The organism is Nitrospirota bacterium (assembly GCA_040757595.1).
In the GTDB taxonomy this organism is placed as follows: Bacteria; Nitrospirota; Nitrospiria; order Nitrospirales; family Nitrospiraceae; genus JBFLWP01.
In genome coordinates this window covers 1-23,747 of record JBFLWP010000002.1, presented here as the reverse complement: position 1 = coordinate 23,747, position 23,747 = coordinate 1, and the positions used below count along the sequence as shown (strand labels likewise).

At 65.4% G+C, this 23,747-nt stretch carries 22 protein-coding genes, 1 tRNA gene and 1 pseudogene; 7 read left to right on the top strand and 17 right to left on the bottom strand.

Going from position 1 to position 23,747, the window contains the following annotated elements:
- Positions 1–30 precede the first annotated feature (30 nt).
- The 10 genes from fliE to AB1411_01905 form a co-directional block, all read right to left on the bottom strand.
- Positions 31–330, bottom strand: a complete 300-nt coding sequence (gene fliE / locus AB1411_01950) for a flagellar hook-basal body complex protein FliE (GenBank protein ID MEW6542352.1) — start codon at positions 328–330, stop codon at positions 31–33.
- A 98-nt stretch (positions 331–428) separates the two neighbouring features.
- A complete protein-coding gene (gene flgC, locus AB1411_01945; GenBank protein MEW6542351.1) occupies positions 429–878 on the bottom strand; it encodes a flagellar basal body rod protein FlgC in 450 nt (149 codons plus the stop codon).
- A gap of 37 nt (positions 879–915) precedes the next feature.
- Positions 916–1,323 carry a flagellar basal body rod protein FlgB gene (gene flgB, locus AB1411_01940; GenBank protein MEW6542350.1) on the bottom strand — a complete coding sequence of 136 codons (408 nt, stop codon included), beginning with the start codon at positions 1,321–1,323 and terminating at the stop codon, positions 916–918.
- A 131-nt stretch (positions 1,324–1,454) separates the two neighbouring features.
- Positions 1,455–2,921, bottom strand: a complete 1,467-nt coding sequence (locus tag AB1411_01935) for a sigma-54 dependent transcriptional regulator (protein MEW6542349.1) — start codon at positions 2,919–2,921, stop codon at positions 1,455–1,457.
- Between the two features lie 145 nt (positions 2,922–3,066).
- Positions 3,067–4,275: an ATP-binding protein gene (locus AB1411_01930; protein MEW6542348.1), complete on the bottom strand. Its 1,209-nt coding sequence runs from the start codon at positions 4,273–4,275 to the stop codon at positions 3,067–3,069.
- A 2-nt stretch (positions 4,276–4,277) separates the two neighbouring features.
- Positions 4,278–6,428: a tetratricopeptide repeat protein gene (locus tag AB1411_01925; GenBank protein ID MEW6542347.1), complete on the bottom strand. Its 2,151-nt coding sequence runs from the start codon at positions 6,426–6,428 to the stop codon at positions 4,278–4,280.
- Positions 6,429–6,574: 146 nt separating this feature from the next.
- A complete protein-coding gene (locus AB1411_01920) occupies positions 6,575–8,029 on the bottom strand; it encodes a sigma-54 dependent transcriptional regulator (GenBank protein MEW6542346.1) in 1,455 nt (484 codons plus the stop codon).
- A gap of 544 nt (positions 8,030–8,573) precedes the next feature.
- A complete protein-coding gene (locus tag AB1411_01915) occupies positions 8,574–10,496 on the bottom strand; it encodes a CsgG/HfaB family protein (protein MEW6542345.1) in 1,923 nt (640 codons plus the stop codon).
- Complete coding sequence (locus AB1411_01910; GenBank protein ID MEW6542344.1) at positions 10,496–10,822, bottom strand: EscU/YscU/HrcU family type III secretion system export apparatus switch protein; 327 nt, start codon at positions 10,820–10,822, stop codon at positions 10,496–10,498. Before AB1411_01910 ends, AB1411_01915 begins: the two co-directional genes overlap by 1 nt.
- Before the next feature lie 27 nt (positions 10,823–10,849).
- The gene (locus tag AB1411_01905) at positions 10,850–12,622 is read right to left on the bottom strand and encodes a flagellar hook-length control protein FliK (GenBank protein MEW6542343.1); all 1,773 of its coding nucleotides are present in this window, start codon (positions 12,620–12,622) and stop codon (positions 10,850–10,852) included.
- Between the two features lie 178 nt (positions 12,623–12,800).
- Between AB1411_01905 and AB1411_01900 the strand changes: the two genes are divergently transcribed.
- Complete coding sequence (locus tag AB1411_01900) at positions 12,801–13,778, top strand: hypothetical protein (GenBank protein MEW6542342.1); 978 nt, start codon at positions 12,801–12,803, stop codon at positions 13,776–13,778.
- 13 nt (positions 13,779–13,791) lie between these two features.
- Positions 13,792–14,058 carry a hypothetical protein gene (locus AB1411_01895; GenBank protein ID MEW6542341.1) on the top strand — a complete coding sequence of 89 codons (267 nt, stop codon included), beginning with the start codon at positions 13,792–13,794 and terminating at the stop codon, positions 14,056–14,058.
- Between the two features lie 9 nt (positions 14,059–14,067).
- On the opposite strand, the gene AB1411_01890 is transcribed toward AB1411_01895, so the two are convergent.
- Positions 14,068–14,322: a hypothetical protein gene (locus tag AB1411_01890; protein ID MEW6542340.1), complete on the bottom strand. Its 255-nt coding sequence runs from the start codon at positions 14,320–14,322 to the stop codon at positions 14,068–14,070.
- A 33-nt stretch (positions 14,323–14,355) separates the two neighbouring features.
- Positions 14,356–14,901, bottom strand: coding sequence for a thermonuclease family protein (locus tag AB1411_01885; protein MEW6542339.1), 546 nt, complete (start codon positions 14,899–14,901; stop codon positions 14,356–14,358).
- Positions 14,902–15,696: 795 nt separating this feature from the next.
- On the opposite strand from AB1411_01885, the gene AB1411_01880 reads away from it, so the two are divergent.
- The 4 genes and pseudogenes from AB1411_01880 (at position 15,697) to AB1411_01865 (ending at position 19,641) form a co-directional block, all read left to right on the top strand.
- Positions 15,697–17,808: an ATP-binding protein gene (locus AB1411_01880; GenBank protein MEW6542338.1), complete on the top strand. Its 2,112-nt coding sequence runs from the start codon at positions 15,697–15,699 to the stop codon at positions 17,806–17,808.
- A gap of 464 nt (positions 17,809–18,272) precedes the next feature.
- A complete protein-coding gene (locus AB1411_01875; GenBank protein ID MEW6542337.1) occupies positions 18,273–18,977 on the top strand; it encodes a GAF domain-containing protein in 705 nt (234 codons plus the stop codon).
- 148 nt (positions 18,978–19,125) lie between these two features.
- Entirely contained in the window at positions 19,126–19,341 is a 216-nt protein-coding gene (locus AB1411_01870; protein MEW6542336.1) for a hypothetical protein, read from the top strand.
- A 91-nt stretch (positions 19,342–19,432) separates the two neighbouring features.
- A pseudogene (locus AB1411_01865) lies at positions 19,433–19,641 on the top strand (type II toxin-antitoxin system HicB family antitoxin).
- Between the two features lie 230 nt (positions 19,642–19,871).
- Here the strand turns inward: AB1411_01865 and AB1411_01860 are convergent.
- Positions 19,872–19,959 (bottom strand) — tRNA-Leu (locus AB1411_01860).
- A 151-nt stretch (positions 19,960–20,110) separates the two neighbouring features.
- A complete protein-coding gene (locus tag AB1411_01855) occupies positions 20,111–20,371 on the bottom strand; it encodes a YtxH domain-containing protein (protein ID MEW6542335.1) in 261 nt (86 codons plus the stop codon).
- A gap of 456 nt (positions 20,372–20,827) precedes the next feature.
- Here AB1411_01855 and lgt point away from each other — a divergent pair, with 456 nt between their 5' ends.
- Complete coding sequence (gene lgt / locus AB1411_01850; protein ID MEW6542334.1) at positions 20,828–21,634, top strand: prolipoprotein diacylglyceryl transferase; 807 nt, start codon at positions 20,828–20,830, stop codon at positions 21,632–21,634.
- A 17-nt stretch (positions 21,635–21,651) separates the two neighbouring features.
- Here the strand turns inward: lgt and AB1411_01845 are convergent, their stop codons facing one another.
- From AB1411_01845 to AB1411_01835, 3 genes are all read right to left on the bottom strand, one after another.
- Positions 21,652–22,035, bottom strand: a complete 384-nt coding sequence (locus tag AB1411_01845; GenBank protein ID MEW6542333.1) for a glycine zipper family protein — start codon at positions 22,033–22,035, stop codon at positions 21,652–21,654.
- 95 nt (positions 22,036–22,130) lie between these two features.
- Positions 22,131–22,997 (bottom strand): hypothetical protein, encoded by an 867-nt coding sequence (locus tag AB1411_01840; GenBank protein ID MEW6542332.1) that lies wholly within the window; start codon positions 22,995–22,997, stop codon positions 22,131–22,133.
- An 18-nt stretch (positions 22,998–23,015) separates the two neighbouring features.
- A partial coding sequence (locus AB1411_01835; GenBank protein MEW6542331.1) for a SagB/ThcOx family dehydrogenase occupies positions 23,016–23,747 on the bottom strand: 732 nt, incomplete at its 5' end.

Here is a 23,747-nt window from a genome sequence, read left to right as displayed (position 1 = left end):
CCCCTAGCCTCTGGCCCCTAGCCTGTCCAATCAGACCTGCATCCGCTGGATTTCCTCGTAGGCGGAGACGATCTTGTTGCGGATCTGCATCATCAACTGGAAGGTCACGTCGGCCTTCTGCAACGCCACCATGGTTTGGTGCACGTTCTGGTTTTCGCCGGTCAGCAGCTGGTCCACCGACTGGCTGGCCTCGAGCTGGATTTCGTTGGCCTTCGAAATCGCGTCCTTGAGCGTGCCGAGAAAGCCCGAGGCCTGCGCCGGGCCGGCTGCGGCCCCGGCCGCCTCACCGACGGGAACGGGCAGAGTCGGCTTGATGCGGATGTCGTCCATTGCAGCCTCCTCACTCCTCAACGATGAATGATGAACGCTGAACGACGAATACCGACGACAGGCCGTTCCACGTTCAGCATTCCGCGTTCATCGTTGGTCTACCGTCCGATTTCCAGCGCCCGGTTCCACATCGTCCGCGCCGTGTTGATGGCCTGGACGTTCGCCTCGTAGGCCCGGGACGCGGACATCATGTTGATCATCTCCTCCATGACGTTCACGTTGGGCAGAAGCACGTAGCCCTGCGCGTCGGCGTCCGGATGCTGCGGATCGTACACGGCCCGCCCCGGCCGTTGGTCCTCGATCACCTGCGCCACCCGGACTCCCTGGAGGGCCTGCTCTCCGATCCCGAACCCCGCCCGCCTGAGCGCCCGCGGAAACTTCGGCTCGACCGGCGCGGGCTGGAACACCACGTCCCGCCGCCGGTACGGCCCCCCCTGGGCGGAATGGGTGGTCTGGGCGTTCGCGAGGTTGCTCGCGATCACGTTGAGCCGGTGCCGTTGGGCATCCAGCCCAGAGACCGAAATCGTGATGCTGTCGTTCAGGTCCATATTCCCTCCTCGTGACGAGTGACGCGTGACGATTTTCTCAGCGAGATTCCCGGATGACGTCCAGCAACTGTTTGATGCGAACCGACAAGATGGCCGCCGAGGTGTTGTAGTTGATGCCGTTGTCGGCCAGCTTGGCCATCTCGAATTCCAGATTCACGCTGTTCGCGTCGAGGGGCAGCTCCGGCGCGGGGAGATCCTCCACGCGGCCGGCGACCCTCGGCACGCCTTCCGCTCGCCCCCCGAAGTGGCGGGGATTCGTCCCCGTGAGCCCCCCGGCGGGCTTGCGGCGGACGGCGGCCGAGAGGGCCTCCAGGAAGTGCAGCTCCTTCGCCCGGTATCCGGGGGTCTCCTCGTTGGCGATGTTCGTGGCGATCACCTTGTGCCGGGCCGCGCGCAGGTCCAGCGTCTGCTCCAGCAGGTTCATGGTCTTGTCGAAGATTCTCATGGCCTCCCCCTCGCCTCAGCCTGGCCAAACTGTGCAAGCGGTGTTCCACCGTTCCCGCGCGGGCCTGGCTCACGATCCGGAGCGATGAAAACGGGCCGCGGCGCCCACGCGGTTGTTTTTTCCCGGCCCGGTCAATCCTTGCCGACCTCCCCTTCCGGAGAAGATGTTTCCTGACCGGAGAGCTGCCGGTATTCGCGGAGCTTGTTCCTCAGGGTCCTGATGCTGATCCCCAGGATCTTGGCCGCGTGCGTCCGGTTTCCCTTCGCGCCGGCGAGGGTCCTGAAAATGAGATCCCGTTCCATCTCCCAGAGGGAGCCGTTTCCGGATGGACCGGAGGCAGCGGACGGGTGCGGCGGCCCGCTCTGGCCGGCCGGCCGGACGACATCGGGTCCGGCCGGGGCCGCTCGAAGCCCGCCCTCGTCCACGCGGAAGTGCTCCGGCTCGATGGTCCCGCCCCCGGCCAGGAGAACCGCCCGCTCGACCACGTTCTCCAGTTCCCGGATGTTGCCCTTCCAGGGCCGCTCCGCCAGCGCGGTCAGCGCGGCCTCCGAGAGGACCGGGGCCGGCAGCCCGTTCCGGGCCGCCGCGCTGCTCACGAAGTGGCGGGCGAGCAGCGGAATGTCCGCGACCCGATCGCGCAACGGCGGCAGCACGAGCGGAAAGACGTTCAGACGGTAGTAGAGGTCCTCCCGGAACCGCCCCTGCTCCACCTCCGCCCGGAGCGAGCGGTTGGTGGTGGCGATCACCCGGATGTCCACCCGGATCGGGTCCCGCCCTCCGACCCGGTCCACCTCCCGCTCCTGAAGCACCCGCAGCAGCTTGGCCTGCAGGGCCAGATTCATCTCGCTGATCTCGTCCAGGAGCAGGGTGCCGGTATGGGCCATCTCGAACTTGCCCAGCTTTCGCATCAACGCGCCCGTGAAGGCCCCGCGCTCGTGCCCGAACAGCTCGCTTTCGAGCAGGCCGTCCGGCAAGGCCGCGCAGTTCACGGCGATGAAGGGACGGTGCCCCCTGGGACTCCGGCTGTGAATGTACCGGGCCAGCAGCTCTTTGCCCGTCCCGCTCTCGCCGCTGACGAGCACGGTGGCCAGGCTGGTGGCGACCGTCTCGGCCATGCCGAGCAGTCGTCGCATCCCCGGGTCCCGGGTCAGGATCGTCCGGACCTCCCGGCCCCCCTCCGGAGCCGGGGGCCCGTCCACGTCCGCGGCCTCCAGCCTGGCCAGCACCTGTTCGAGCGCCTCGGCCGCAAAGGGCTTCAGGAGGAAGTCGCGGGCTCCGTGCTTCATGGCTTCGACCGCGGTTTCGACCGTCCCGTAGGCCGTCATCACGACCACCGCCGTCTGCGGGGAGCGCTTTTTGATCTCCTTGAGGACGTCGAGCCCGCTCAGCCGGGCCATCTTCATGTCCGTCAGGACCAGCCAGGGCCGGCACTGGGCGAGCCGCTCCAGCGCCTCCCGCCCGTCGCTCGCCTGCGCGACCCCATAGCCGTTCCGGCGCAGCGACTCGGTCAACGCGATCCTCATGGACGGCTCATCGTCCACCACCAGCACCGACCGCGCCTCACGCGCGCCCGCACCGCTCAACGACAGTCCCTGCATAGGCCCTCCGTCCCTGGCTCGTTTACAGGCAATGGCGATCTCATCACCGACGCTCGCTCACCCATCGCTTAGGTCTACAGGATTCCAGCCCGGATAAGGTTGAAGCCCATCATTTTCTCTTGCTCGCCCTCGGGCAACGGAGATCTCACTCAGCCCGCGATCCGGCCTCTCCCGGCAGCAGCACGGTGAAGGTGGTCCCGCGCCCGATTTCGCTCTCGACCTCGATCCGTCCCCCGTGCCCTTCCACGATCGCGTGGACGATCGCCAGCCCCAGGCCGGTTCCATCCTCCCGCGTGGTGAAGAACGGATCGAACAGGCGCGGAAGGTGGTCCGGGGCGATCCCGGTCCCGGTGTCCGAGACCGCGATCCGGACTTCCGGAGCCTCCGGCCCCTCGGCCGGCTCGGGAGCGACGGCAATGCGCAGGGTCCCGCCGTCGGGCATGGCCTGCACCGCGTTGAGGATGAGATTCACCAGCACCTGTTTGAACTGGTCCCCGTCGCACCAGATCGTCCGGACCGTCGGAGTCACCAGCACCTCGATCGCCACGTGGCCCCGCGCGGTCGCGTGAGCGGCCAGGGTCAGCGCGTCTCTCACGAGCGCGGCCGGCTCGTGACGGTCCTTGGCCGGGTGGTCCGGCCTCGTGTAGACGAGCAGGTTGGCGAGCAGCCGGTCCATGGCCTGGACGGCCATGGAAATGTGCTCCGCATATTGGCGCCGACGGGGATCGTCCCGGAGGTCTTTCCGGAGAAGGGAGGCGAACAGCTCGACGCTCCCCAGGGGATTCCGGATCTCGTGGGCGATCCGGCCGACCATCTCGCCCATGGCCGCCAGCCGGTCCCGCCGCAGCAGTTGCTCCTCGAGCCGGCGAACCGCCGAGATGTCGTGCAGAAGCACGAGGCTGCCGCCCGCCTCCCCCGCCGCGTTTCGGAGGGCGGCGCGGGACAGGGACACGGGGGTGCCGCTCGGAGCCAGCAACGGGTAGGTGCTCCCGTCCAGCCCCGCGTCGCGCAGCAGCGCCTCCAGCGGCTGCCCGAGCATCCGACCACGGGACAGGCCCAGCAGCAGCTCCGCGCTCCGGTTGCAGCGGACGACGGCGCCCCGACCGTCCGAGACGATCACGCCGGTGGTCAGCGATTCGAGGATCGCCGACAGGTGGCTGCGCATCTCCTCGTTCTCCCTCAGGTTGACGCGCAGCGCCTCGTTGCTGGCCGCCAGCTCCAGATCCAGCCGTTCCAGCCGTTCGGTCAACGCCTGGTAGGATTCCTGAAGCGTCAGCGCCGCCTGGTCGAAGCTGTGGAAGGCGTGTCGCAAGAGGTCGAGGTTGCCGGCTTCGGTTACGGCGTTCCGGGTCATGGCTATGAACCTCCTTTCCGCGACAAATCGGCCCGCATGGAGGCGGAAAGACGGGCGACCAGCTCGTCCCCCGCGGTCGCCCCCAATTCCTTCAGGACCGCGCGCGCATCCGCATAGTAGGCCTGAGCCCGCCGGACCCTGGCCAGTTGGAGCCGGACCCACTCGGCCTGAGCGGGAGCGATCCGGTCACGGAGAGCCATGCGGTACCGAGTCACCGCCTCGTCGTAGCGTTTGGCCTGGGCCAACAGATCGGCGTAGCGGATGAGCGCGGCCGGATCGGACAGGAATCCCGCCCGGTCCGCCTCGCCGTAGGCGCGCAGGGCCTCGTCGTCCTCCCCGTTCTCCGTCAGCGCCTCGGCCAGGAGCAACAGCATCGTCGGCCGGTCCGGATGGGAGGGATACCGCTTCAGCCAGTTGCGGCACAGGCGCACGGTCCCCTCCCAGTCGCCGTTCCGCCGGTGGATCTGCGCAAGCGACTGCAGCACCTCCCCCTGCCAGCGTCCCGCCGGATACTGCAGCCGGTAACGCGTGAAAACCTGTCGCGCCGCGGTGAAATCCTCCTGGTCCACGTAGCTCCGCCCCAAGCCCACGAGCACCTCTTCGCGCAAGTCCGACGCGGCACGGTTCACGAGCAGGGTCTGGTAGAGCTTGACCGCCTCGGTCGAGAAACCGAGCCGCTGGTGCGCCGCAGCCAGCCGGAGCAGGGTCTCGGGCGTGACGAAGGGTCGGCTCTCGAACTCGCCCCGTTGATGGTAGAGCACGACGGCCGTGAAATCGTCGCCGGTGTTCAGGGCCTCGACGATGCGCGGCTCCAGGATCACGGCGAGGCGGTGTCCGGCCAGGGGCGGCCAGGGATCGTCCGGAAAGCGGCCGTCTCGGGCGACGACTTCGCGATAGACGCGGACTGCCTGCGGCCAGTCTTGCAGCAGTTCGAAATCCTCCCCCAGGTGATAGAGGGCTTCGCTGCCGAGCAGCAGGTCCTTGTAGGCGCTGGCGACCGCGCGGAATACCTTGCGTCGCTCGCCGGAATCGACGCTGGGAGCCGGCCGGATCCGGAAGAGCCCCCGGACCTGGTACTGCAGCGCGTGCTCCTTGTCGGCGGTCGCCAGCTCCAGCCCCAATTCCGCGAGCCTCATGCGCGCGGTGGAGGCGCCGGTCGAACCGGGGTGACGGACGATGGCGTCGGCGTAGAATTGCTCGGCCTGGCCCTTCATGCCGGCCCGCCGGAATCCGTCCCCGATCCGCACCAGCACCGCGGGAGCTTCCAACGATCGGGGATAGTGGTTGTAGAACTCGGTGTACAGCCGGCGGGCCTCCTGCTCCCGGCCAAGCGCCGCCTCCGTATCGGCGAAGCGCAGGAGCGCAAGGGGACGGTGTCGGAGAAACTCGGGCCAGCGCTGAGCCCCGGTCCGGTACTCGACCTCCGCCGCTGCGAGCTGCTGGAGGCCCAGGAGCGTGTCGGCCAGCCCGAACACCGCGTACCTGAGCATCTCCTCATCACCGGCTTGTTGGCGAAGCCGCTGGAAGGCCTGCTCGGCCTCCTTCAACTTTCCCCACGCCCTGAAATTGACGGCCAGCCCCAGGAGAGCCCGGTCCGCGTCGGCCCCGCTGGTCGAATCCATCCCGAGTTGATAGGTGCCCTGGGCTTCGACCCGCATCCCCAAGTCGGCCAGGAGATCGCCCATGCGCCAGTAGGCCCGTGCCGCGTTGGGGCTGTGCGGAACGTCACGGATCAGCGCCCGGTACGTCTCGATCGCTTCCAGGCGGCGCCGATTCGTCACCCTGCCGGCGACCAGCAGATCGGCCAGGAAGGCCCGCGCCGGCACGGCCAGGGGGCTGGTCGGGTGCTGCTGAAGGAGAGCCCGGAAAGCCTGCTCGGCCGAGCGGAAGTCCTTCCGCCGGCTGGCCGCGACCCCTTGCTCGAACAGCCCCGCTCCCGGTCCCTGCACGGGGGTCTCGAACCGAGGACCGCCGTCCGGCAGTTCAGGCAACCCCAGACGCGCGCTCGGCTCGGCCGACTGGATCGGACCTTTCAACCCGAGGACGTCCTCTTCGTGAGGCGGAGGCGCCGGCTGCTTGATCGGCCCTCCGAGCGGCGGATTCCACATGATCCCGAGCAGAAGCACCGAGGCGAGGGAATTTCGGCTGCGCATGACGGATGGGCGCAGCAACTTCCATGCCCCTGGCCGGGCCCGCCGCGATCGTGACTCGGCGACGGAGTTACGCGGAGTTGGGACGGATCAACGGAAGGAGTCCAACGGAGAGCGTCAAACGGAAAAGAAGGCAGGAGGTCGGCGGGTCAAATCGTTGACGGCGGAGCCGAGCGATCACGCCCGAAAAGCTCTCCCTGCACCTTGCCGGCGTCGAGCCCTTTGCGTTTGAGCTTTTCCACCAGCGTGGTCCGGTTCACGCGCAGGAGCTGCGCCGCCTTGCTGGTGACGCCGTTGGATTTCCGCAGGGCTTCCGTAATCAGGCGGTTCTCGTACAGCTCGATGGCCTTCACGAGATCCACGCCGGTCCCGTTGAAGAGCTCCGGCTCCTGCCCGTTGGCGAAGGCTGGGGGCGCCCAGGTCGAACGCCCTTGCGTGATCTTCTCCGGCAGGTCGGCCACCGTGACGGTCCCGGTCTTCTTCAGGATGACCAGCCGCTCGACCAAGTTTTCCAGCTCGCGGATGTTCCCCGGCCAGGAATAGTGGACCAGACAGTCCATGGCGGCCGCATCCACGCCCTTGACCGAAGCTCGCTTGAGCTCATTGAATCGCTGCAGGAAGTGTTCGGCCAGGAGGGGGATGTCGCTGCGGCGGTCGCGGAGAGGAGGAATCGTCAGCGGAATCACGTTCAGGCGATAGTAGAGATCCTGGCGGAAGCGGCGCTCGTGGACGGCCTGCTCCAGGTCCTGGTTGGTGGCGGCGATGATCCGAACGTCCACCCGGATCGTCTTGCTGCCGCCGACCCGCTCGAACGACCGCTCCTGGAGGGCTCGCAGGAGCTTGACCTGGAGCGGCATGCTCATCTCCCCCACCTCGTCCAGGAAGAGGGTGCCGCCGTGGGCCAGCTCGAACCGCCCCATCCTGGTGGTGAGCGCGCCGGTGAACGAGCCCTTCTCGTGGCCGAACAGCTCGGACTCCAAGAGGTTTTCCGGGATGGCTCCGCAGTTGACCGGCACCAGCGGTCGGTCGCGGCGGAGGCTGTTGAAGTGCAGCATCCGGGCGACCAGTTCCTTGCCGGTTCCGCTCTCCCCCTGGATCAGCACCGTACTGTCGCTGTCCGCCACCTTTTCAACGAATTCGTGGACGGCCCCCATGGCCTCGCTCGCCCCGATCAGGTGATCCAAACTGTACCGTTCCCGCACCGTCTTGCGCAGCAACAGGTTTTCCTGCCGAAGCTGCTGGAAATCCAACGCTTTTTTGATGACCACCGACACGGCGTCCAACTGGAGAGGCTTGGTGATGAAGTCTACGGCACCGGCCTTCATCGCCTTGACGGCGCTCTCGATCGTGCCGTACCCGGTCATGACGATGCAGGCGATCTGGGCGTTCAGTTGGAGCACCCGCTCCATGACGTTGAACCCGTCGATGCCCGGCAGCATCAAGTCCGTGACCACGACTTGGACGGGACTGTCCTTGACCGCCTGAACGGCCGCCTCCCCATCCTCTACCGCCGTGACCTGGTAACCCTCGTCGAGCAGAAATTCGCCGAGGATGTCCCGCATGGCTGGCTCGTCATCAACGACAACGATGTGCGGCTGGCTCATCGAAGATCCTCTACGGGACTCGTCATTGTGCGGGGTCAACCGCCAGCAGCTTCAAATCGGTTCCCGATCCGGAGCGGTGCGACTCGGCGAACGGGGGCGGGAAGACGGTGGGCGCCGGGCAGAGGGGGCCGGTTGCGCGCATGGAAAAGTCCGTAAAGAGAAAAGTCACTGCGCCCGCAGATCACTACCCGCGCTTCCTTATATAGAAAATGCCGGAGCCTGTCCACCCAATTTTTTACAAAAAAACGACTTGGCACGGCCATGGGGATTAAGCAAGGTCTTTGCCAAGGTCGGTCATGGACTGAGCCTGGTGGAATCTTGTACGAGGCCGATCACTCACGATCGAGAAAACCGGTAAGCAGGACGAGGAGATGGAGTCGATTCGATCTCGTCGGCATTCTCCGAGAAGATGAGCGGAGACACATTTCTCGGCAAGGAATGATCGGCATGGAATTTGCCGATCCACTCGATATCAACAAGCCGTCAACAGACCACGTCAAGATTTTACATGGAGAACGTCAAGGAATTGGCGCGGCCCATCGCATCAATCCGGAAAGCGGCCAGGAGATCCCGGGCCGAGCGACAAGCCCTTCTGATCTTCCGAGCCCAACGGCCCGATGAAGTTCAGAGCCGGCACGTCCTTGACGAGTCGAAACTGGATTCGAAGTTTCAACCGATTCGGCACTCCGGATCCGGCCTGAGCCGGTGAATCGCCGACGCTCGCGGCACCGGCCGACCCGACGCCGGAGACTCTGGCCTCCTTCCATTGCTGCAGCCCGAATTTGACCGCGGCAAGGGCCGCCTGGTCAAACCCCTGGTCACCAGAGGGACGAAGCAGCCGGGGCTCCTCCTTGACCTGCCGATCACCAATGCCAACCGTCGTGAGGACGACAGCCGTCCGCTCGTTGCTCGGAAGGTACCCTCTGCCCCAGGAACGCTCGGTGATCGGGGGATTCCAGGCCTGCTCCATAACTGATCGCAAATCTTTAATTTCTTGGAGATCCATGGGGTCAGGCCCGCTCCCCCTCGGGTGGATCGGCTCGGATTCCGCGACCTCTCCCCTGGGCCTCTCGCCCAGGAGCAGCGGACGTCTTCGTTCGGGGGCTTCATCCCGGACGTCCGACGCCTCCAGGCGCAACGTGGCCCGTTCACGCGAGACAGGATCCACCGTGACCTTGACCCCGGCCAGACTCCCCATCTGGGAAAGGGAGAGGCTGGCAAACGGGGCTTCCGTATCCAGCACTTTCCCTCTCTCGAACCGCAGCCGGTCCTCCACCGGCAGCACCCAGTTGGAGAGTTGCCAGTCTTTCAGGCGGGAGAAGACGCCGATGGTCCGTCCCTCCGCCGAGATGAGCCGTAGAAAGATCCGGCGCGGGCTTTCCAGAGCCCTGGCAAATTCCCTGTTCAACTCGGCCCGAGAAGACAGGGCCACATCGAGGGTTTCGGTCTGGCCCTGCCCGGACTGGACGGTTCCGCCCAGGGTCTTGGCCGAGTCCACGACCGCATCCAGGGTGGAGGGATTCAATCTCAGTCGGACCGGGACCACCACCGTCGCCGACCCGTCTCGCGCCCGCTCCGTTCGGACCTGTTTGACCTCGACCTCCAATCCGGATCCCAGGATGCGCTCCACCACCCTGGCGACGATCCGGCGATCGTCGGCTGGGGCTTGGTCGGCTCCGACCAGCTCCGCTCCGGACAGGCCTCGGACCGTCCTGGCGTAATTGGATTTTGCCGCCGGATGGGCCGGGTCCACGGCCAGGGCCCGTTCGAATTCCTCCAGCGCCTGAAACAGTTTTCCCTCACGACTGAGGGTCTCACCCGCGTCATTGGCCTTGGCCGCCGGTGCGAAGCTCTGGTCCGGGCCCGTCGCCACGGTCCGGCGCTCCCCGGCCGCCGGAATGAGCTCGATCACCTTGCCCACGAGCGAGCGGGCGACGGTCGAAACCTCGTCCGGACGGCCTTCCGCGCCGGCGACCCCCAGGACCGTTCCCTCCTCCACCCCGAGCAGTTGGGCGTCCATGCGCAAAAGACCCTCGGCCAGGGTCACGCTCCCCGTCACGAGCACGGTCGCTCCAGCCAGACGCCCGATACGAACCGCCGACTCATCGGCCACCCGGCCGGACAACTGGAACGCCTGCTCCCGCACGACTTCCTCCAGCCGTTCCCGCTGGACCACCATCACGTTGGGAACCCTGGCGAGCTCCGCCACGAGCATGTCCGGCAACCCCTTGCGCAACCATGCCAAATCCGCCGTCCTCGTCCGATCGTCGAAATAGAGGACCGAGAGCACCAGCGAGGAGGGGAACCGGGCAGCCGGTGATTGGCTGGAGGTCGCCCTGGGGAGGGAGACGGAGGAGGGCAATGCCGACGACGAGGGAGGGACCTTCTTGCCGGCACAGGCCCCGAGGGCCAATCCCAGGCTCAACAGCACGAGGCTCGACGTCAGGCCGGTCCGCTTGGCTCCCATCAGTCTCCTCCACGGGTCGTCGCCCGGAAACCGTGGTCCGTTTTCCATCGTTCGTTCAGACGGTAGACGAAAAAGAGAATCTCGGCGACCGCCTGATAGAGGGATGGCGGGATACAGTCGTTCAGATCGAGCTGCATGAGCAACTCGACCAGGTCCCGATCCTCTCTGACCGGCACGCCCGCTTTCCTGGCCTCCCGGATGATTCGCTCGGCCAGCACCCCCCGGCCTTGCGCCGTCACGCAGGGAGGGGTCTCCCGGCCCGGTTGGTACTCGATCGCGACGGCGGACTTCCGGACGTGGCGTGACGGAGCGCGGTTGGATTCCATAGGTCGGGGTCCGGAAGTCTGGGCTCCTCAGGCCTTCACGTTCACGAGACTGTGACGGGGCAAGGTCTGGAGCTGGAGTTCACGGCCACGTACCGTCGCCGCGTCCGCCGTCGCGCTGGCCAGGCTCTCGACCTGATAGCCTTGGGCCGTCAGGTTCTCGTGGAGCGTCGGGAGGAATCCGGCCAGGGCCTGTTCGACCCCCCGGTGCTCCGTCAGGAATCTGGCGGCAATACGTTTGCCCGTCAGCAAGGCGTTGACCCTCAAGGCTCCGAGCCCGTCCAGCTCGAGCAAGGTCACCACCCTGTAGGGACGCTCGCGGCCCTCCTCGGTTCCCCGGTCACGGTCCGGCTCCCGTTCCTCCAGATAAAATTTGAACGAACCGCCGTCCCACCCCAGAGGCAATTCGAACAGGAGGGGTTGCCCCGCCTGTTGGCTCAGCACGTTCAAGACCTGCGCCCGTTCGATGACCCGGAGAAGCCCCTCCGCCTCCCTCGTCCAAGCCGGCTCTCCCGCCCAGCGGACGGCCTGCGCCGACCCCGATTCCGGCAAGGAGCCGAGTTGCCCGGCGGCCGCGAGTCTTTCCCCTGCAACGATCTCCGGCCTCGCAAGCGCTGCTCCGGTTCCTCCCGGCGCTTTCCCCTCCGTGCCCGGTCCAGGTCTGGCCGCTTCCGCCGGATTGCCCCCAGCGGGCGAGCCGGGCACAGGACCTGCGGACGACCCATCTGCCTCGCCTCCGCCGCGAGTTGCTGCGGCCAACCGCCCCTGCAGCAGTTCGAACTGCGACGCGACGGCGGAAGTCGGACGCTCCTGTCGCACGGTCGTTTCCAGCAGGCGGGCCAGACCGTCGAGATCCGGATCCTCGACAGGGATGTCCTGAGCCGTCTGGGACAGGCCGCCGACATCGGGACCGGCCGACTGTTGCCCCTGAAGACGGACGGTTGATCCTTGAACTGAACCGGTTTGCAGGCCGGTGATGGGACGCCCCGGCTCGGGCTCTATGGGTCCGGCGCCGCTCTGAGCCCCGACGCCTGGGACTGGTTCCCCCGGAATGGAAGCCCCTTCCGACGGACGAGGCTCCGCCGTCCCAGCCGGTGCTCCAGCCAACCCTCGCGGGAGAGAGGTCCCTGGAACATCCCGAGCGGCGCCCCGCCGCGCCAGCATTTCTACGAGCCAGCCCTTGAGGGTCTGGCCCGCCCCGGAGACCGATTCAGCTTGCCCAACCATGGCCGCAAGGGTCCGCTCGTCCTGCAACCCCAGTGCGACCAACGCTTCCCTGATCCGGCTTCCTGTCGCCCGAGGAGGGACGACCAGCCGTTCACGGAGTCCGTCCAAGCGGCCCAGGGCCTCACGGGGAAGCGCCCCGTCTCGAACCGCGGCGCGGACGGAGGCAACCAGCCGATCCAAGCCGGCGGACAGCGACCCATCGGCCGGAAGAAGAGTTCGGAGCAGCTCCGTGACCCGTCCGGCGCGGATTCCATCGGGACCCGGCTGGTCGGGAAGGGTGACATCGAGCGTGCCGCCAGTTCCCCGGTCCAGGCGGAGCAGAACCCGCCCCCCCGACTCCTCCACCTTGGCTGACAGGATCTGCCCGGCCCGCAATCCCTCCACCAGCGAGATCGCGGACAGCGGCACCCCCTTCACAAGAACCAGTAATCGGCGCTCGTCCAAAACGGCCAATACGGTCGCCTGAACGAGCTCTCCCGGCACGAGCGGCGCGGAAAAGGCTGCGGACGCATCGAGAGGCCGCTGCGAAGGGGCGCTCTCGAGGACAAGAGGGAGCATCGTCGAGAAAATAGACACCGTCTCCGTATCGGCGGAGGAGTGGAAAAACTTGAGCCGAGGCATCCCGATCCGACGCCACGAACCGGCGCAGGCGCTGGAATCGAGCGCTCCTTTGGAGTATAGTCGCATGCGGCCCGGCATCCCAACCGTGCGCGCACTGGGCATGCCCGGTTCGGTGCCCGTGCCAGGAGGCTCTATGCTCCGTCCGACTGTCCCCTGCACGCTGCCGGTTCTGGTCATGCTGCTGGTGAGCGTCTGGAGCCGACAGGTCCATGCAGACCTCCAGCTCAACATGACCCTGCCAACAATCGAGGTCGAGCACCGGACCTGTCCCATGCCCCCGTCGCCGAGCGTGGTGAGCCATCTCGACGATTTTCTGGACTCGGTGCGGACCGTCTTAGACCAGTCCCAGTTCCTGGGCGAGCCGGGGTTGCGGAACTCGTTCCCGCCGGAGGTCCGGAAGCTCGCCGGCATCGGTGGCGACGAGCTGGCGCAGATGTTCCGGATCACCGCCACCTGTCTGCTGAACTCGGAGCCGGCCGTCAGAGGCCTGTCTCCCAGGCAAGTGGTGGACATCACGGGTACGGACGGAAGCGGGCCAGCCGGGGAGGAAGGGTGGGTCCTCCCGGTCTACAGGGCAGCCGTCGAGGAACGGCTGCGCGAGGAGGATCGAGAGCGGGTGATCCGCACGATGAAGCGCATGATCGATCTGGTTGCGGAGCGCCTCAAGGTCGAGCGGGGGAAGCTCTTTGCCAATGTATACCTGATGGACTACGACACGAGGCTCCACCTGATCGGAAAGCTGGCCTGGAACCTGGGGCCGATCCCCGACACGTTGCAAATTCCCCTGGGCTACGGCTCGACCGGCGTGGCCTTCCAGACCCGTCAGCCCAAGGTCACGATCCGCAAGGGCAAGGAAGTCAAGGCCGAGCGGGCCGTCATCCTTGAGCCGGACCAGGCGAAGAAGGTTCCGGCGTCGGTCACCTGGGCCATCTCGCTCCCCCTCTTCGAGTCGGCCCAAAATCCACGGACCATCTTGGGCATCGTGAACATCGGCTGCTTCGACGTAGTGCACACCCGTGCCGACCTGGACAAGCTCGTGGGGCCCCTGTCCGAACGGTTCCCGGCCGAGATCGCCGGAATCATCGCCCCGCTCACACGGATTCCCCGGTAGGAGGAAAAGTCTGATGTGGAAAGTGCTACTCGTCTCGATAGGGCTGACCGGACTCCTGAGCGGCTGCGTCCACCAGGAATCCTACGAGAAAATCGTGTTTCGCGTGGGGAAGCCCACGAAGCTCACCGAAGAGAAGCAGACCTACACGGCGTTCTGGGGCGAGGGACCGAACACCCACTGGGTGGTGTTCGACAGAAAGACCGGCCGCATCGTGGACAGCAGCGAGAACGGCACGGCCAAGTGCCGGCTCCTGGGCCTCTGCGAATTCACGCTCGACTAGGCCGTGCGATCAGTACTCCGTGGCCGACTCCCAGAACCGAGCCGGGCGCGGCACGTAGCCCTTTTCCTGCAAGCAGAGGGGAATGCGTTCGCGGAGGATAAACTGCGCGTTCGGATCGAACTCTTTGGCGCGCTGCACCTCCGCTTCACGACAAGCCTGGATGTCCCGTTGCAAGCCGGCTGAACCGCCGGCCTGATGCTCCCACACGGTGCCGGACGCGCAGCCGGCTAGCCCGAGCGCCAGCGCCATCAGGACTTTCCTCATGTCAGACCTCGCGCAGGCGGCCATGGAGCGGCGTCACGGCCCGACCCGCGCGTCGGGGGACGACCGTTTTCGCCATTCCCAGGGGGGCATGGGATCGCGCTTCCCCGCCCACAGTCCGCGCCGGTTGCTTCTGGCTGAGGCTTCCAGTTCCCTGAGCGTCCGGTCGTCCGGCGCATACTTTCGGGACCACCAGCAGGCTCCGGCCGAGACCAGCTCCCGGTTCAATTGCCTTCCATCGGCCAGTCTGATTTCTCCCAGGATGCGCTGACTCCTGTCCCGTCCCATCTCCGTGATGACGACGTCCCGGCCCAAGGTCAACTCAGCGGTCATCTGGGCGGATTCCCGTCCGAACGGCTGATCGGCTTCCGGACAATCAACCGAGAGGAGACGGATCGTCTGTTCCACCCCGTTCCTGGAGACGACGGCCACGGTATCGCCTTCCAGCACCTTCACAACTTTCGCCCTGGCCATCCCGATGGGCAACGGGACATCGGGCGGAAGGGACCGTTCCCCTCCGCACCCGGCCAGCCACAGGGCCATCGCCACGACAGCCAGTCGTCCCTTTTTCACCTCGTTCATGAGGCATACCCCGACCGTGACGTCGCGTGTACCCCGCTGCCGTATATCTCCTCCCTCCATCGCCGAAGAGATGAAACGGCATACCGGAGCCGAGCAGGAACGTGGCGATGACGACGGCCGCGGCCATCCAGACAACGGTTCGCGCGGCGTACCCAGGAGTATGGACCACTTCGACGGAAAACGCCACTTGCCTGTGAGCCAGGTGCACGGAAACGTTCGTCACTGCGGTGCTCAACGCGGCCGGTCCCAACTCCGCCGAGCAGGGGTTGTGCAGGACGACCGGCCAGCCCTCGGAATTGAGCCTCTGTGACCGAGGCAGGCAGAACTGTCCAGAGAGAGGCATCCGTCCAGACTACCCAACGGATTGTGTTTCTCACGGCGATTCTTGTGCCGAGAGCCACTATGGGTGTGAATCCGTATCGCACAAGCTGGAGCAGCCGGGCGGTCTGCCGCCGCCGCTCGCATGGACCCGCGATGCCGTGAGAAGGACACAGACTCACCCGATTGCTTCACTTAGTCCTTGACACCTACAGGTGAATTTAGTAGGTAGCTTCTCCTCCGAAGCTCTGTTGAGCTCATGGCGGCGGTGCAACACCCCTTCATCACTCACTGGTCGGAGAATGGCCCCTAATCTCTCGCCCCTGGAACTCGATCCCGCAATAAGCCGCTGTGGCCTCGCCGTCTTTCCGACGCAGGCTTTCATGACTCCATCATCGTTGGGGGCGCAGTCCATCCAGGCTGCGGCGACTCGGGGGCTTGGCGTGGGACCCCGCTGGGTCGCACGAAGGAACGGGAATGAGTAGGATCGCAGAGAGCGATCGGGATCCATCTGCTCGCGAGCGTGTCCGCATTGCCACGTGGATCGCCGACCGTGCCACGTTGGCCTTCCTCACCGTGAACGACGCCGCGATCGGGCAATACGGCTACGCTCACGACGAGTTTCTCCGCATGACGCTCCGGGACATTCACCTTCCGAGCGAAGTCCCCGCGCTGCTTGAACAAATCAGGCGGTTGCCGGCAGCCGATGCGGCGGCCGTGCCGTCGTTTTCCAACGGCGCGCTATGGTCCCATCGCCGAGTGGACGGGCGCCTCCTTCGGGTTGAGGCTTCGTGGAGTCCCATCGTTTTTCAGGGACGACCGGCGATCCTGATGCTTGCGAACGACGTCACCGACCGTCTCCATGCCGAAAGGACCCTGCGATCCCAGGCCGAACAACTCGAAGCGATCACGGATGCCGCCGCGGCTTTTCTCGAGTCGGGGGATTGGCGGGCCGCCAGTGCCAGGATTCTCCGCACGGCGCTCCTCCAGACCCAAAGCGAGTACGGGTTCATCGGGCCGGTGGTGGAGGGACCGACCCTTCGCATCCTGGCTTACGAAGGGCTCGACTGGGATCGGGCCGTCAACCATAGCTTCTACGAGCAGGCGCTCCGGACCTACAACGAAGTGGGTTATCTGGAGTTCTCCAACCTCGACAACCTGTTCGGGCACGTGATCACCACGGGCCGGCCCATCGTGGCCAACGACCCCGCTTCCGACCCCCGCTCGAACGGGCTCCCTCCGGGACACCCCCCGCTCCGGCACTTTCTCGGCGTGCCGATCCTCCGGGCCGGCGAAGTCGTGGGCCTCATCGGCGTGGCCAATCGCCCAGGCGGGTACACGGGCTCTGAACAGGCCATGTTGGAGATCCTGACGAGATCCGCCGGGGTCTTCTACGACAGCTACCGCCGCCAACAGCGGGAAACGGCGCTGGAAGCCCAGCTCCGCCATTCGCAGAAAATGGAGGCCATCGGGCAGCTCGCCGGCGGGATCGCGCACGACTTCAACAACCTGCTGACCATCATCACCGGATACTGCAAGCTCATGCAGAAACAGGTGCCGCCGGCGACTTCGCTCCGCCGCATTGCCGACGAGATCGCCCACGCAGGGTCCCGCGCGGTCTCGCTGACCCAGCAGCTCCTCGCTTTCAGCCGGAAGCAGAAGCAGGTCCCGAGAGTGCTCAGCGTGAACGAACTCGTCGCCGGCATGCGTGAGATGCTGCAGCGGCTCCTGGGCGAGCCGATCGACCTGACAACCCTGCTCGATCCGAAGGTCGGGCCCGTCCGGGCGGATCAGGGACAAATCGAGCAGGTGCTCCTGAACCTTGCCGTGAACGCCAGGGACGCCATGCCGAACGGCGGCAAGTTGACGATCGAAACCGGAAACGTCACGGCGGACGAGCCTTGTCCGGACAGACCGGTCCTCCCCCCCGGCGAGTACGTCCGGCTGGCCGTGACCGACACGGGGTGCGGGATGGACGGCGCGACCCGGGCCCGCATCTTCGAGCCGTTCTTCACCACCAAGGAGCCGGGCAAGGGCACCGGACTCGGCCTCGCCACGGCCTACGGGATCGTGAGGCAGAACGGCGGCCATATTTTTGTGTCCAGCGAGCCCGGACAAGGAAGCGCCTTCCGAATCTACTTCCCACGGGTCACGGTCCGGAGCAGCGAGGATCGCCCGGCCCCGCAGCAGGCGGAAGCCCTGTCCGGCACCGAGACGGTTCTCGTCGTCGAGGACGAGCCCGGCGTCCGGGCGATCGTACGCGACACGCTCGCGATGCAAGGATATTGCGTCCTCGAAGCACGGAACGGAAAGGAAGCGCTCCAGGTGGGGCGGCAACACAGCGGCACCATAGACCTGCTGATCACGGACGTCGTGATGCCGCACATGAACGGCCACATCGTGGCCCAGCGGCTCCAGCAACTGCGACCGAACATGCGGATCGTGTACATGTCCGGATATCCGGCCGACGCGGTGGCGCACCATTGCGAGGTCAAGCCCGGCGCGGCCTTTCTGCCCAAGCCCCTGCATCCCGAGTTCCTCACCAGGAAGGTCCGGGAAGTCTTGGACACCGCGGCAAACCGTCCCTGACCGTCGCGTGCAGCCGTTCCCATCCGGTGAACTCCGGCGAGCCCCTGTGGGGTTCACCGCACGCGAGCGTGATCCTGTTCCGCAACGGATTTCGACCTCCGCGTCGCCTCGCGCAACGTCCCCTCGCCCAGCACAAATTCTCACGCTCGGCCCGCCAACATAACCGTACATCACGGCGGAACGCCGCCGACTCAAGTCCAGAAGGCTTCTAGCCGATAAATGGCGAGGGGGTGGCCCCTGCGCGCAACGTGATGGGGAGAGACGCGTCCGGTTGCGCCAATTCCGTTGAAGCGATGGCGGTTGCGCCTCCAGGGAGATTTGTCGTATGGTGGTCGCTTTACCGACACCGGAACGCATCTGCGTCCTGCTTTGCCCCGTCGTGACCGGGCCTCCACAGAGTCTCGAGTGTATGCCGAAGGTGTCTTCATCGGCTCCCTCGGATACTTTTCCGGCATAGGCGTCAAGTGGACCCAACCGAGGAAACAGTCTACGAGGCTGAGCGATATGGAGCCCTCTGCCGCTACCAGTTGCTCGACACGCCGCGCGAGGAGGCGTTGGACGACCTCACACTCCTCGCGGCGCACGCCTGCATGGCCCCGATGGCCTTTCTCGCCTTCGTCGGGACCAACCGCCAGTGGTTCAAATCCAGCGTAGGGATCGAGGTCCGCGAAACCGTCCGGAAAGGCAGTTTCGCCGCCGCCTCGATCCTCCAAGCCGATCTCCTGATCGTCCGGGATTGCCGCGCCGATCCCCGGTTCGCTCAGGAGCCGTTCCTGGGTCACGATCCGCGAATCCGCTTCTACGCGGGAATCCCGCTCCGTTCGCCAGACGGCTACGCGCTGGGCGTCCTCGGCGTTCTGGATCGCCAACCACGGGACCTCAGCCATCCCCAGGGAGAGGCGCTCAAGGCGTTTGGAAGGCAGGTTGAGGCCTTCTTGGAGTATCGTCGTCAAGCGCTGGAGCTCAAAGAACGGGCCCGTATGTCCGAACTCTCCAAAGGAATCCTCACGATCTGCTCATCCTGCAAGAAGATCCAAGACGAGACCGGCGCGTGGCAGCCGGGCGAAGTCTATCTCCGCAATCATCTGCACATCGAATTCAGCCACGGGGTGTGCCCCGATTGTTACGGGACCCTCTATCCCGGCCGCCGCTATCCCGGCAACTCGTGAACTGATCCTGTGCCTGTTGGTCAGTGCGAGAGCGCGAATAGGACGTGACAGCGATCCGCTCGATGTATTACACGCAACTGCTTGCTTCCAAAAGGATAGTAGGTCATTTTCAAACCTTGAGACTCTTAATACCTCGGGCTTCGCGTTAATGGACGGGCTCACACTGTTCGGCTTATTTGCCGTTACAGCAATGCTGATCTTCTACGCGTTAGAGGATCGCAACGCGGGTTACATTCTCGCGTTTGCGGGCGCCTGCGCCTTAGCATCGATCTACGGCTTTCTGCAGGGCGCATGGCCCTTCGGCGTCATTGAGGCAATTTGGGCAGGGGTGGCTGTTTGGCGGTGGCGCAGACATTCAAATTGAGGCACTACTGGACCACCAGCCAAATTGGTTTCCCATAGGGCCAAGGTTCGCCAAGTCATCGTAAAATAGGAACTCGCGGGAGAAAAGGACGATGCCTAAGTACGAAGTGATTATTTACTGGAGCGAGGACGACAGGCTTTCATCGCCGAAGTGCCAGAGCTGCCTGGTTGTGCCGCAGACGGACCAACCTACAAGGAAGCTCTCGCAAATGTGAAAGTGGTTATTCAGGAATGGATCGCGACGGCCAAGGAGTTGGGCCAGCCGATCCCTAAGGCCAAGGGGCGTTTGCTTTTTGCCTAGGCTTGAGCGTGGGCCTACCCAATAACGATGAACAAAGAGCCTGCAATAGGGTCAGGTCTTGACTTTGACATCTGACCGCTCTGCAAGGCGCTCGGCGGTACGCCATCGTGTCGGAGGCCGATCTCGCGGAGGGGGTCAGGAAACTGGCCGCCCTCCAGGAGAGAAAGGGCAAAGCAAGCCCCTCTGAAGGAGGAAGGGAAAACGACCGAACCGCCTAACTACTTGAACTTTGGTGCCGGAGCCCGGACTCGAACCGGGACGCCCCGGTGGGGGCAAGGGATTTTAAGTCCCTGGCGTCTGCCATTCCGCCACTCCGGCCCAGGGCGGGACTCTAGCATCCACCTTGAGGGGGGTCAAGGAATGCACTGGTGGGGGATACGCAAAGCAGAACGGCCTGGGCCGGGGGTGGCCACAGACCGTTCAACTGGCTGGTGATGCTTGCGGATGGTGAAGCGGGGCCCTGGGAAGGTCAGGCCGCCTCAACGACCTGCCTCTCGTCCTTCTTCGGCATCAGGGACTTGCCGGTTTCGACCGCCCGGTTGAACTGCTCCTTCACGTTGCGACTGAGCCGGGTCGCCTGCACCTGCGCCTTCTTCGCATAATGCCGGATCTGCCGTCTCGTCTCCGCGCCGGACTGGGGAGCGTAGAGCAACGCCAGCCCCGCGCCGATCACCGCGCCGCCCGCAATCAATGCCGCCGTCTTCGCAACCTGCTGTCCATTCGTGCTCATGAGATTCCCTCCTTCGGTGTGACACACCTACTCTCAGATTGTTCCCGTTCCGTTGTTTCTCGGCACGCTATTTCGCTTGAGCGCTCACTTTTAGATTTTAGCATCATCCATGCCAGACCGGCTGGCAGACAAAACCTATCGAAAAACAAGCACGATCTCTACGCCGCTGGTTCCAACCATTCTTCGCCCGTGCCGTTTCTGCAACAGAAGCGGGAGAAGCGTCCCACAAAGGGGACAGCCCCGTGCAAGCAGGCAACAGTTCGATCACCCGTCTGCGCAGGAAGCCACCGCTGCAAAGCCGCGGGGCTCCAGAAGGAAACATTCGGAGAACGAACGTGGAGCCCGACCAAGCCGCTTGCATTCCGGCACCCGGCCCCCTACTATGGCTCGACCTAAAAAGCATGAAGTATGAACGATGAAGGATGAATAGGCTGAACAGAGGCTCGACTGCCCATGATTCCCTATCCGAATCTTGACCCGGTGCTGGTCCGGCTCGGCCCCCTCCAGCTCCGCTGGTACGGCCTGATGTATCTGCTGGGCCTGACCGCCGCCTACTTCGTGATCAAGGCCCGCGTCGCCGCCCGCAACCTGGCGATCACGACCGAGGAGATCTACGACCTGATCGTCTATGCGGCGGTGGGCGTGTTCGCCGGCGGCCGCCTGGGCTACACCCTGTTTTACAATTTCTCCTATTATGTGGAGCATCCGGCCAAGATCATCGCCGTGTGGGAAGGGGGCATGTCGTTCCACGGCGGCCTCCTTGGCACGATCATCGCGCTCTGGTTGTTCAGCCGGCGGCGCGGAATCCCCGTCTACACCGTCGCAGATCTGGCCGCGCAGGCGACGCCGATCGGGCTGGGACTGGGGCGGATCGGGAACTTCATCAACGGCGAGCTCTACGGCCGTCCAGCCGACGTGGCCTGGTGCATGACCTTCCCCGGCGCCGGTCCGGAATGCCGGCATCCGTCACAACTCTACGAGGCGGGATTGGAGGGCGGGCTGTTGTTCCTGGTCCTCTGGCTCATCGGCAGACGGCCGACCCCGCCCGGCACGCTCTTCTGGAGCTTCATCACGGGCTACGGCCTCTGCCGGCTGGTCGTGGAGTTCTTCCGGGAGCCGGACTTTCACCTGGGCTACATCCTGGGGCCCTTCACGATGGGCCAGGTGCTCAGCGCGCCCATGGTCCTGATCGGCGCCTTCATGCTGGCCCTGGGATACCAGCACTGGTCGCCGGAGCAGACGGAAACGAGCGGGAAGAAATAGCGAAGGAGTGCGGGACGTTATTCCCAGTCGACCGGCTCGTAGCCCCGCTCTTCGAGACAGCGATTGACAAAGTTCATGTGGGCCTGGCTGGGCTTGCGGCCGCCGAACAGTCCCCGGAGGAAGCCGACCGTGGCCCCGCCCGCCGCGCCAGCGGCCGCACCGGTGCCCGGCCTCCCGACGACCGCACCACCCACCGCCCCGGCGGCCGCGCCAACGCCCGCCCCAACCGCCGTGCTCCCGGCCACTCGCCCGCCCTTGCCTTTGCTCGGCGCCGCGCCGGCCTCTTCCGCCAGCTTCCGGCAGGCGGCAATGTCCTGCTCAGCCGCCTCCTTCCCGACGGCCTGGAGATGGGCATTCGGATACAGGATCGGCTTGGGACCCGAGCAGCCCGTCACGGTCACGGCAAGTGCGGACGCGAGAAGTAAACGGTAAAAGGTGAAACGTCTGGCAGGCCCCTTATAAGAACATGCGACGAACGACGCTCCCGTTTCACGCCTCACGTTTCACGCCTCGCTTGGCTCCGTTCCAACCGCTTCAGGGACCGCATCATGGCTGGATCGCTCAGCCCCACTTCACTCAACGCATCCATGAGATGGAGACCCTTGGCCGCCGCCAAGCTCTTCGCTTTATTGTACTGCTGCCGGTTGAACCGGGCCACCGCCGGCTGGCCGTTGACGATTTGACAGGCCAGCACCTCCCCTTCGATCTCCAGCGTGCCGCCCTCCTCCAGCAGGGTCTTGGCCTGAGCCTCGGTGATCCCCTGGAGCCGGGCGAACTCGGCGAGGCCGCCGGTCTCCACCAGCTTCCCATCCGGCATGATGCAGAGGCGTTTGAAGTGCGGGGACCAGTCCTTCCGGAAGTCGATGTAGGTGATAGCCCCGCCCGCCGCGCCCGCCCGGCCCGGCTTCGCTGAGTCCAGGCCGAGGTTCTTGCGTTTCAGCCGCTCCTGCAGCTCGGGCGGCAGGGTCCGGTAGAACACGCGGGCCGAGGCCTCCTCCAGGGTCAGTCCGTAGGAACGCGTCAACTGCTCGGCCTCGGCGTACTGGACGACGTCCAGGAGCCAGGTCTGCTTGGGGACCGTGCCGGAGGAATCGAGCCGGCAAACGAAGAGCCCCTTCGTCACCAGCAGCCCAGCTTGCGGATAGACGTACAGGCCGCCCTCGCGCAGGAGGCGCGTCATGGTCTCCAACGGCACCTCGTAACTTTCCGAGAGGACCCGGGCGTGGGCCGCCAGATCCTCTGGCTCGGTCGTGGCGCAGACCACGACGTTCCCCGGCGGGTCGAATTCCGTGTAGTCCTCGACGATGTTGTAGAGCACCGGCGGTTTGACGGAAGGAGCCGATTTCTTTTTGATCTTGTACATGGGTCCTCTACGATGCCTTCAATGGTCCAGACCGTAAGGAGGCAGCGTGGTCAGGCGCGGATCCTCCACCGGCCCGCCGACCGTGAAATGATACAGCGATTGAAACGCGAGATCCTTGAAGCCGAACGCCTGGTGCACCGGATCGTCAAAGAAGCAGCCGATTCCGGTCGCGCGAACGCCGGCTGCTTCCGCCTCCAAGTAGAGGACCTGCCCGATCACGCCGGTTTCCCAGAACAGTCGGCGGTAAAACCAGGCTCCGTGCCGCCTGAGGCTTTCCTCGAACTCCGCCACCATCCCCAGGGAGAAGGCCCCGTCTCCGGCAATCTCCTGGCCGCAACTGGCTTGGGCGGCCAGACGCCGGGCATCCCCCTCCTGCAACAGAAAGAGCGGCAAGTCGGGCGGACAGCCAGTTGGGACGGTCCAGGCGAACTCCCCGTGCATCGCCCGGCGGAGCCGCTCCGTTTGGCCCCTGTCCCGCACGAGCATATAGAGCCCGGGCTTCAGCCCGTCCACCCGGTGGACGAACAGGGCCAGGTGACAAGCGGGCTCCCAGGGAATCGCATCCCAGGGCATGGGGCGCCGGCGGACCGGCAAGTCGGCGCGTGGCATCACGCGGGCGAGCATGTCAAAGAAGTTGGACGAGGAGATCGAGGTCTTCGCGTCGAAAGCCAAGGCGCTGCGCCGCTGGCGGATGATCTGGCCTGCTGAGAGGGCGGGCGCCGCGTCCATGCGGCGCCCGCTCTCGTGACC

Excerpts from the sequence above, each read along its gene's own strand:
- AB1411_01880 (MEW6542338.1), top strand. The coding sequence starts at position 15,697 with ATGAGTAGGATCGCAGAGAGCGATCGGGATCCATCTGCTCGCGAGCGT.
- AB1411_01840 (MEW6542332.1), bottom strand. The coding sequence starts at position 22,997 with ATGTACAAGATCAAAAAGAAATCGGCTCCTTCCGTCAAACCGCCGGTG.
- flgB (MEW6542350.1), bottom strand. The coding sequence starts at position 1,323 with ATGAGAATCTTCGACAAGACCATGAACCTGCTGGAGCAGACGCTGGAC.
- AB1411_01910 (MEW6542344.1), bottom strand. The coding sequence starts at position 10,822 with ATGGAATCCAACCGCGCTCCGTCACGCCACGTCCGGAAGTCCGCCGTC.
- AB1411_01855 (MEW6542335.1), bottom strand. The coding sequence starts at position 20,371 with ATGAGCACGAATGGACAGCAGGTTGCGAAGACGGCGGCATTGATTGCG.
- AB1411_01930 (MEW6542348.1), bottom strand. The coding sequence starts at position 4,275 with ATGACCCGGAACGCCGTAACCGAAGCCGGCAACCTCGACCTCTTGCGA.
- AB1411_01900 (MEW6542342.1), top strand. The coding sequence starts at position 12,801 with ATGCTCCGTCCGACTGTCCCCTGCACGCTGCCGGTTCTGGTCATGCTG.
- AB1411_01885 (MEW6542339.1), bottom strand. The coding sequence starts at position 14,901 with ATGAACGAGGTGAAAAAGGGACGACTGGCTGTCGTGGCGATGGCCCTG.
- AB1411_01895 (MEW6542341.1), top strand. The coding sequence starts at position 13,792 with ATGTGGAAAGTGCTACTCGTCTCGATAGGGCTGACCGGACTCCTGAGC.
- AB1411_01870 (MEW6542336.1), top strand. The coding sequence starts at position 19,126 with ATGGACGGGCTCACACTGTTCGGCTTATTTGCCGTTACAGCAATGCTG.
- AB1411_01925 (MEW6542347.1), bottom strand. The coding sequence starts at position 6,428 with ATGCGCAGCCGAAATTCCCTCGCCTCGGTGCTTCTGCTCGGGATCATG.
- AB1411_01935 (MEW6542349.1), bottom strand. The coding sequence starts at position 2,921 with ATGCAGGGACTGTCGTTGAGCGGTGCGGGCGCGCGTGAGGCGCGGTCG.
- fliE (MEW6542352.1), bottom strand. The coding sequence starts at position 330 with ATGGACGACATCCGCATCAAGCCGACTCTGCCCGTTCCCGTCGGTGAG.
- AB1411_01920 (MEW6542346.1), bottom strand. The coding sequence starts at position 8,029 with ATGAGCCAGCCGCACATCGTTGTCGTTGATGACGAGCCAGCCATGCGG.
- AB1411_01915 (MEW6542345.1), bottom strand. The coding sequence starts at position 10,496 with ATGGGAGCCAAGCGGACCGGCCTGACGTCGAGCCTCGTGCTGTTGAGC.
- AB1411_01890 (MEW6542340.1), bottom strand. The coding sequence starts at position 14,322 with ATGAGGAAAGTCCTGATGGCGCTGGCGCTCGGGCTAGCCGGCTGCGCG.
- flgC (MEW6542351.1), bottom strand. The coding sequence starts at position 878 with ATGGACCTGAACGACAGCATCACGATTTCGGTCTCTGGGCTGGATGCC.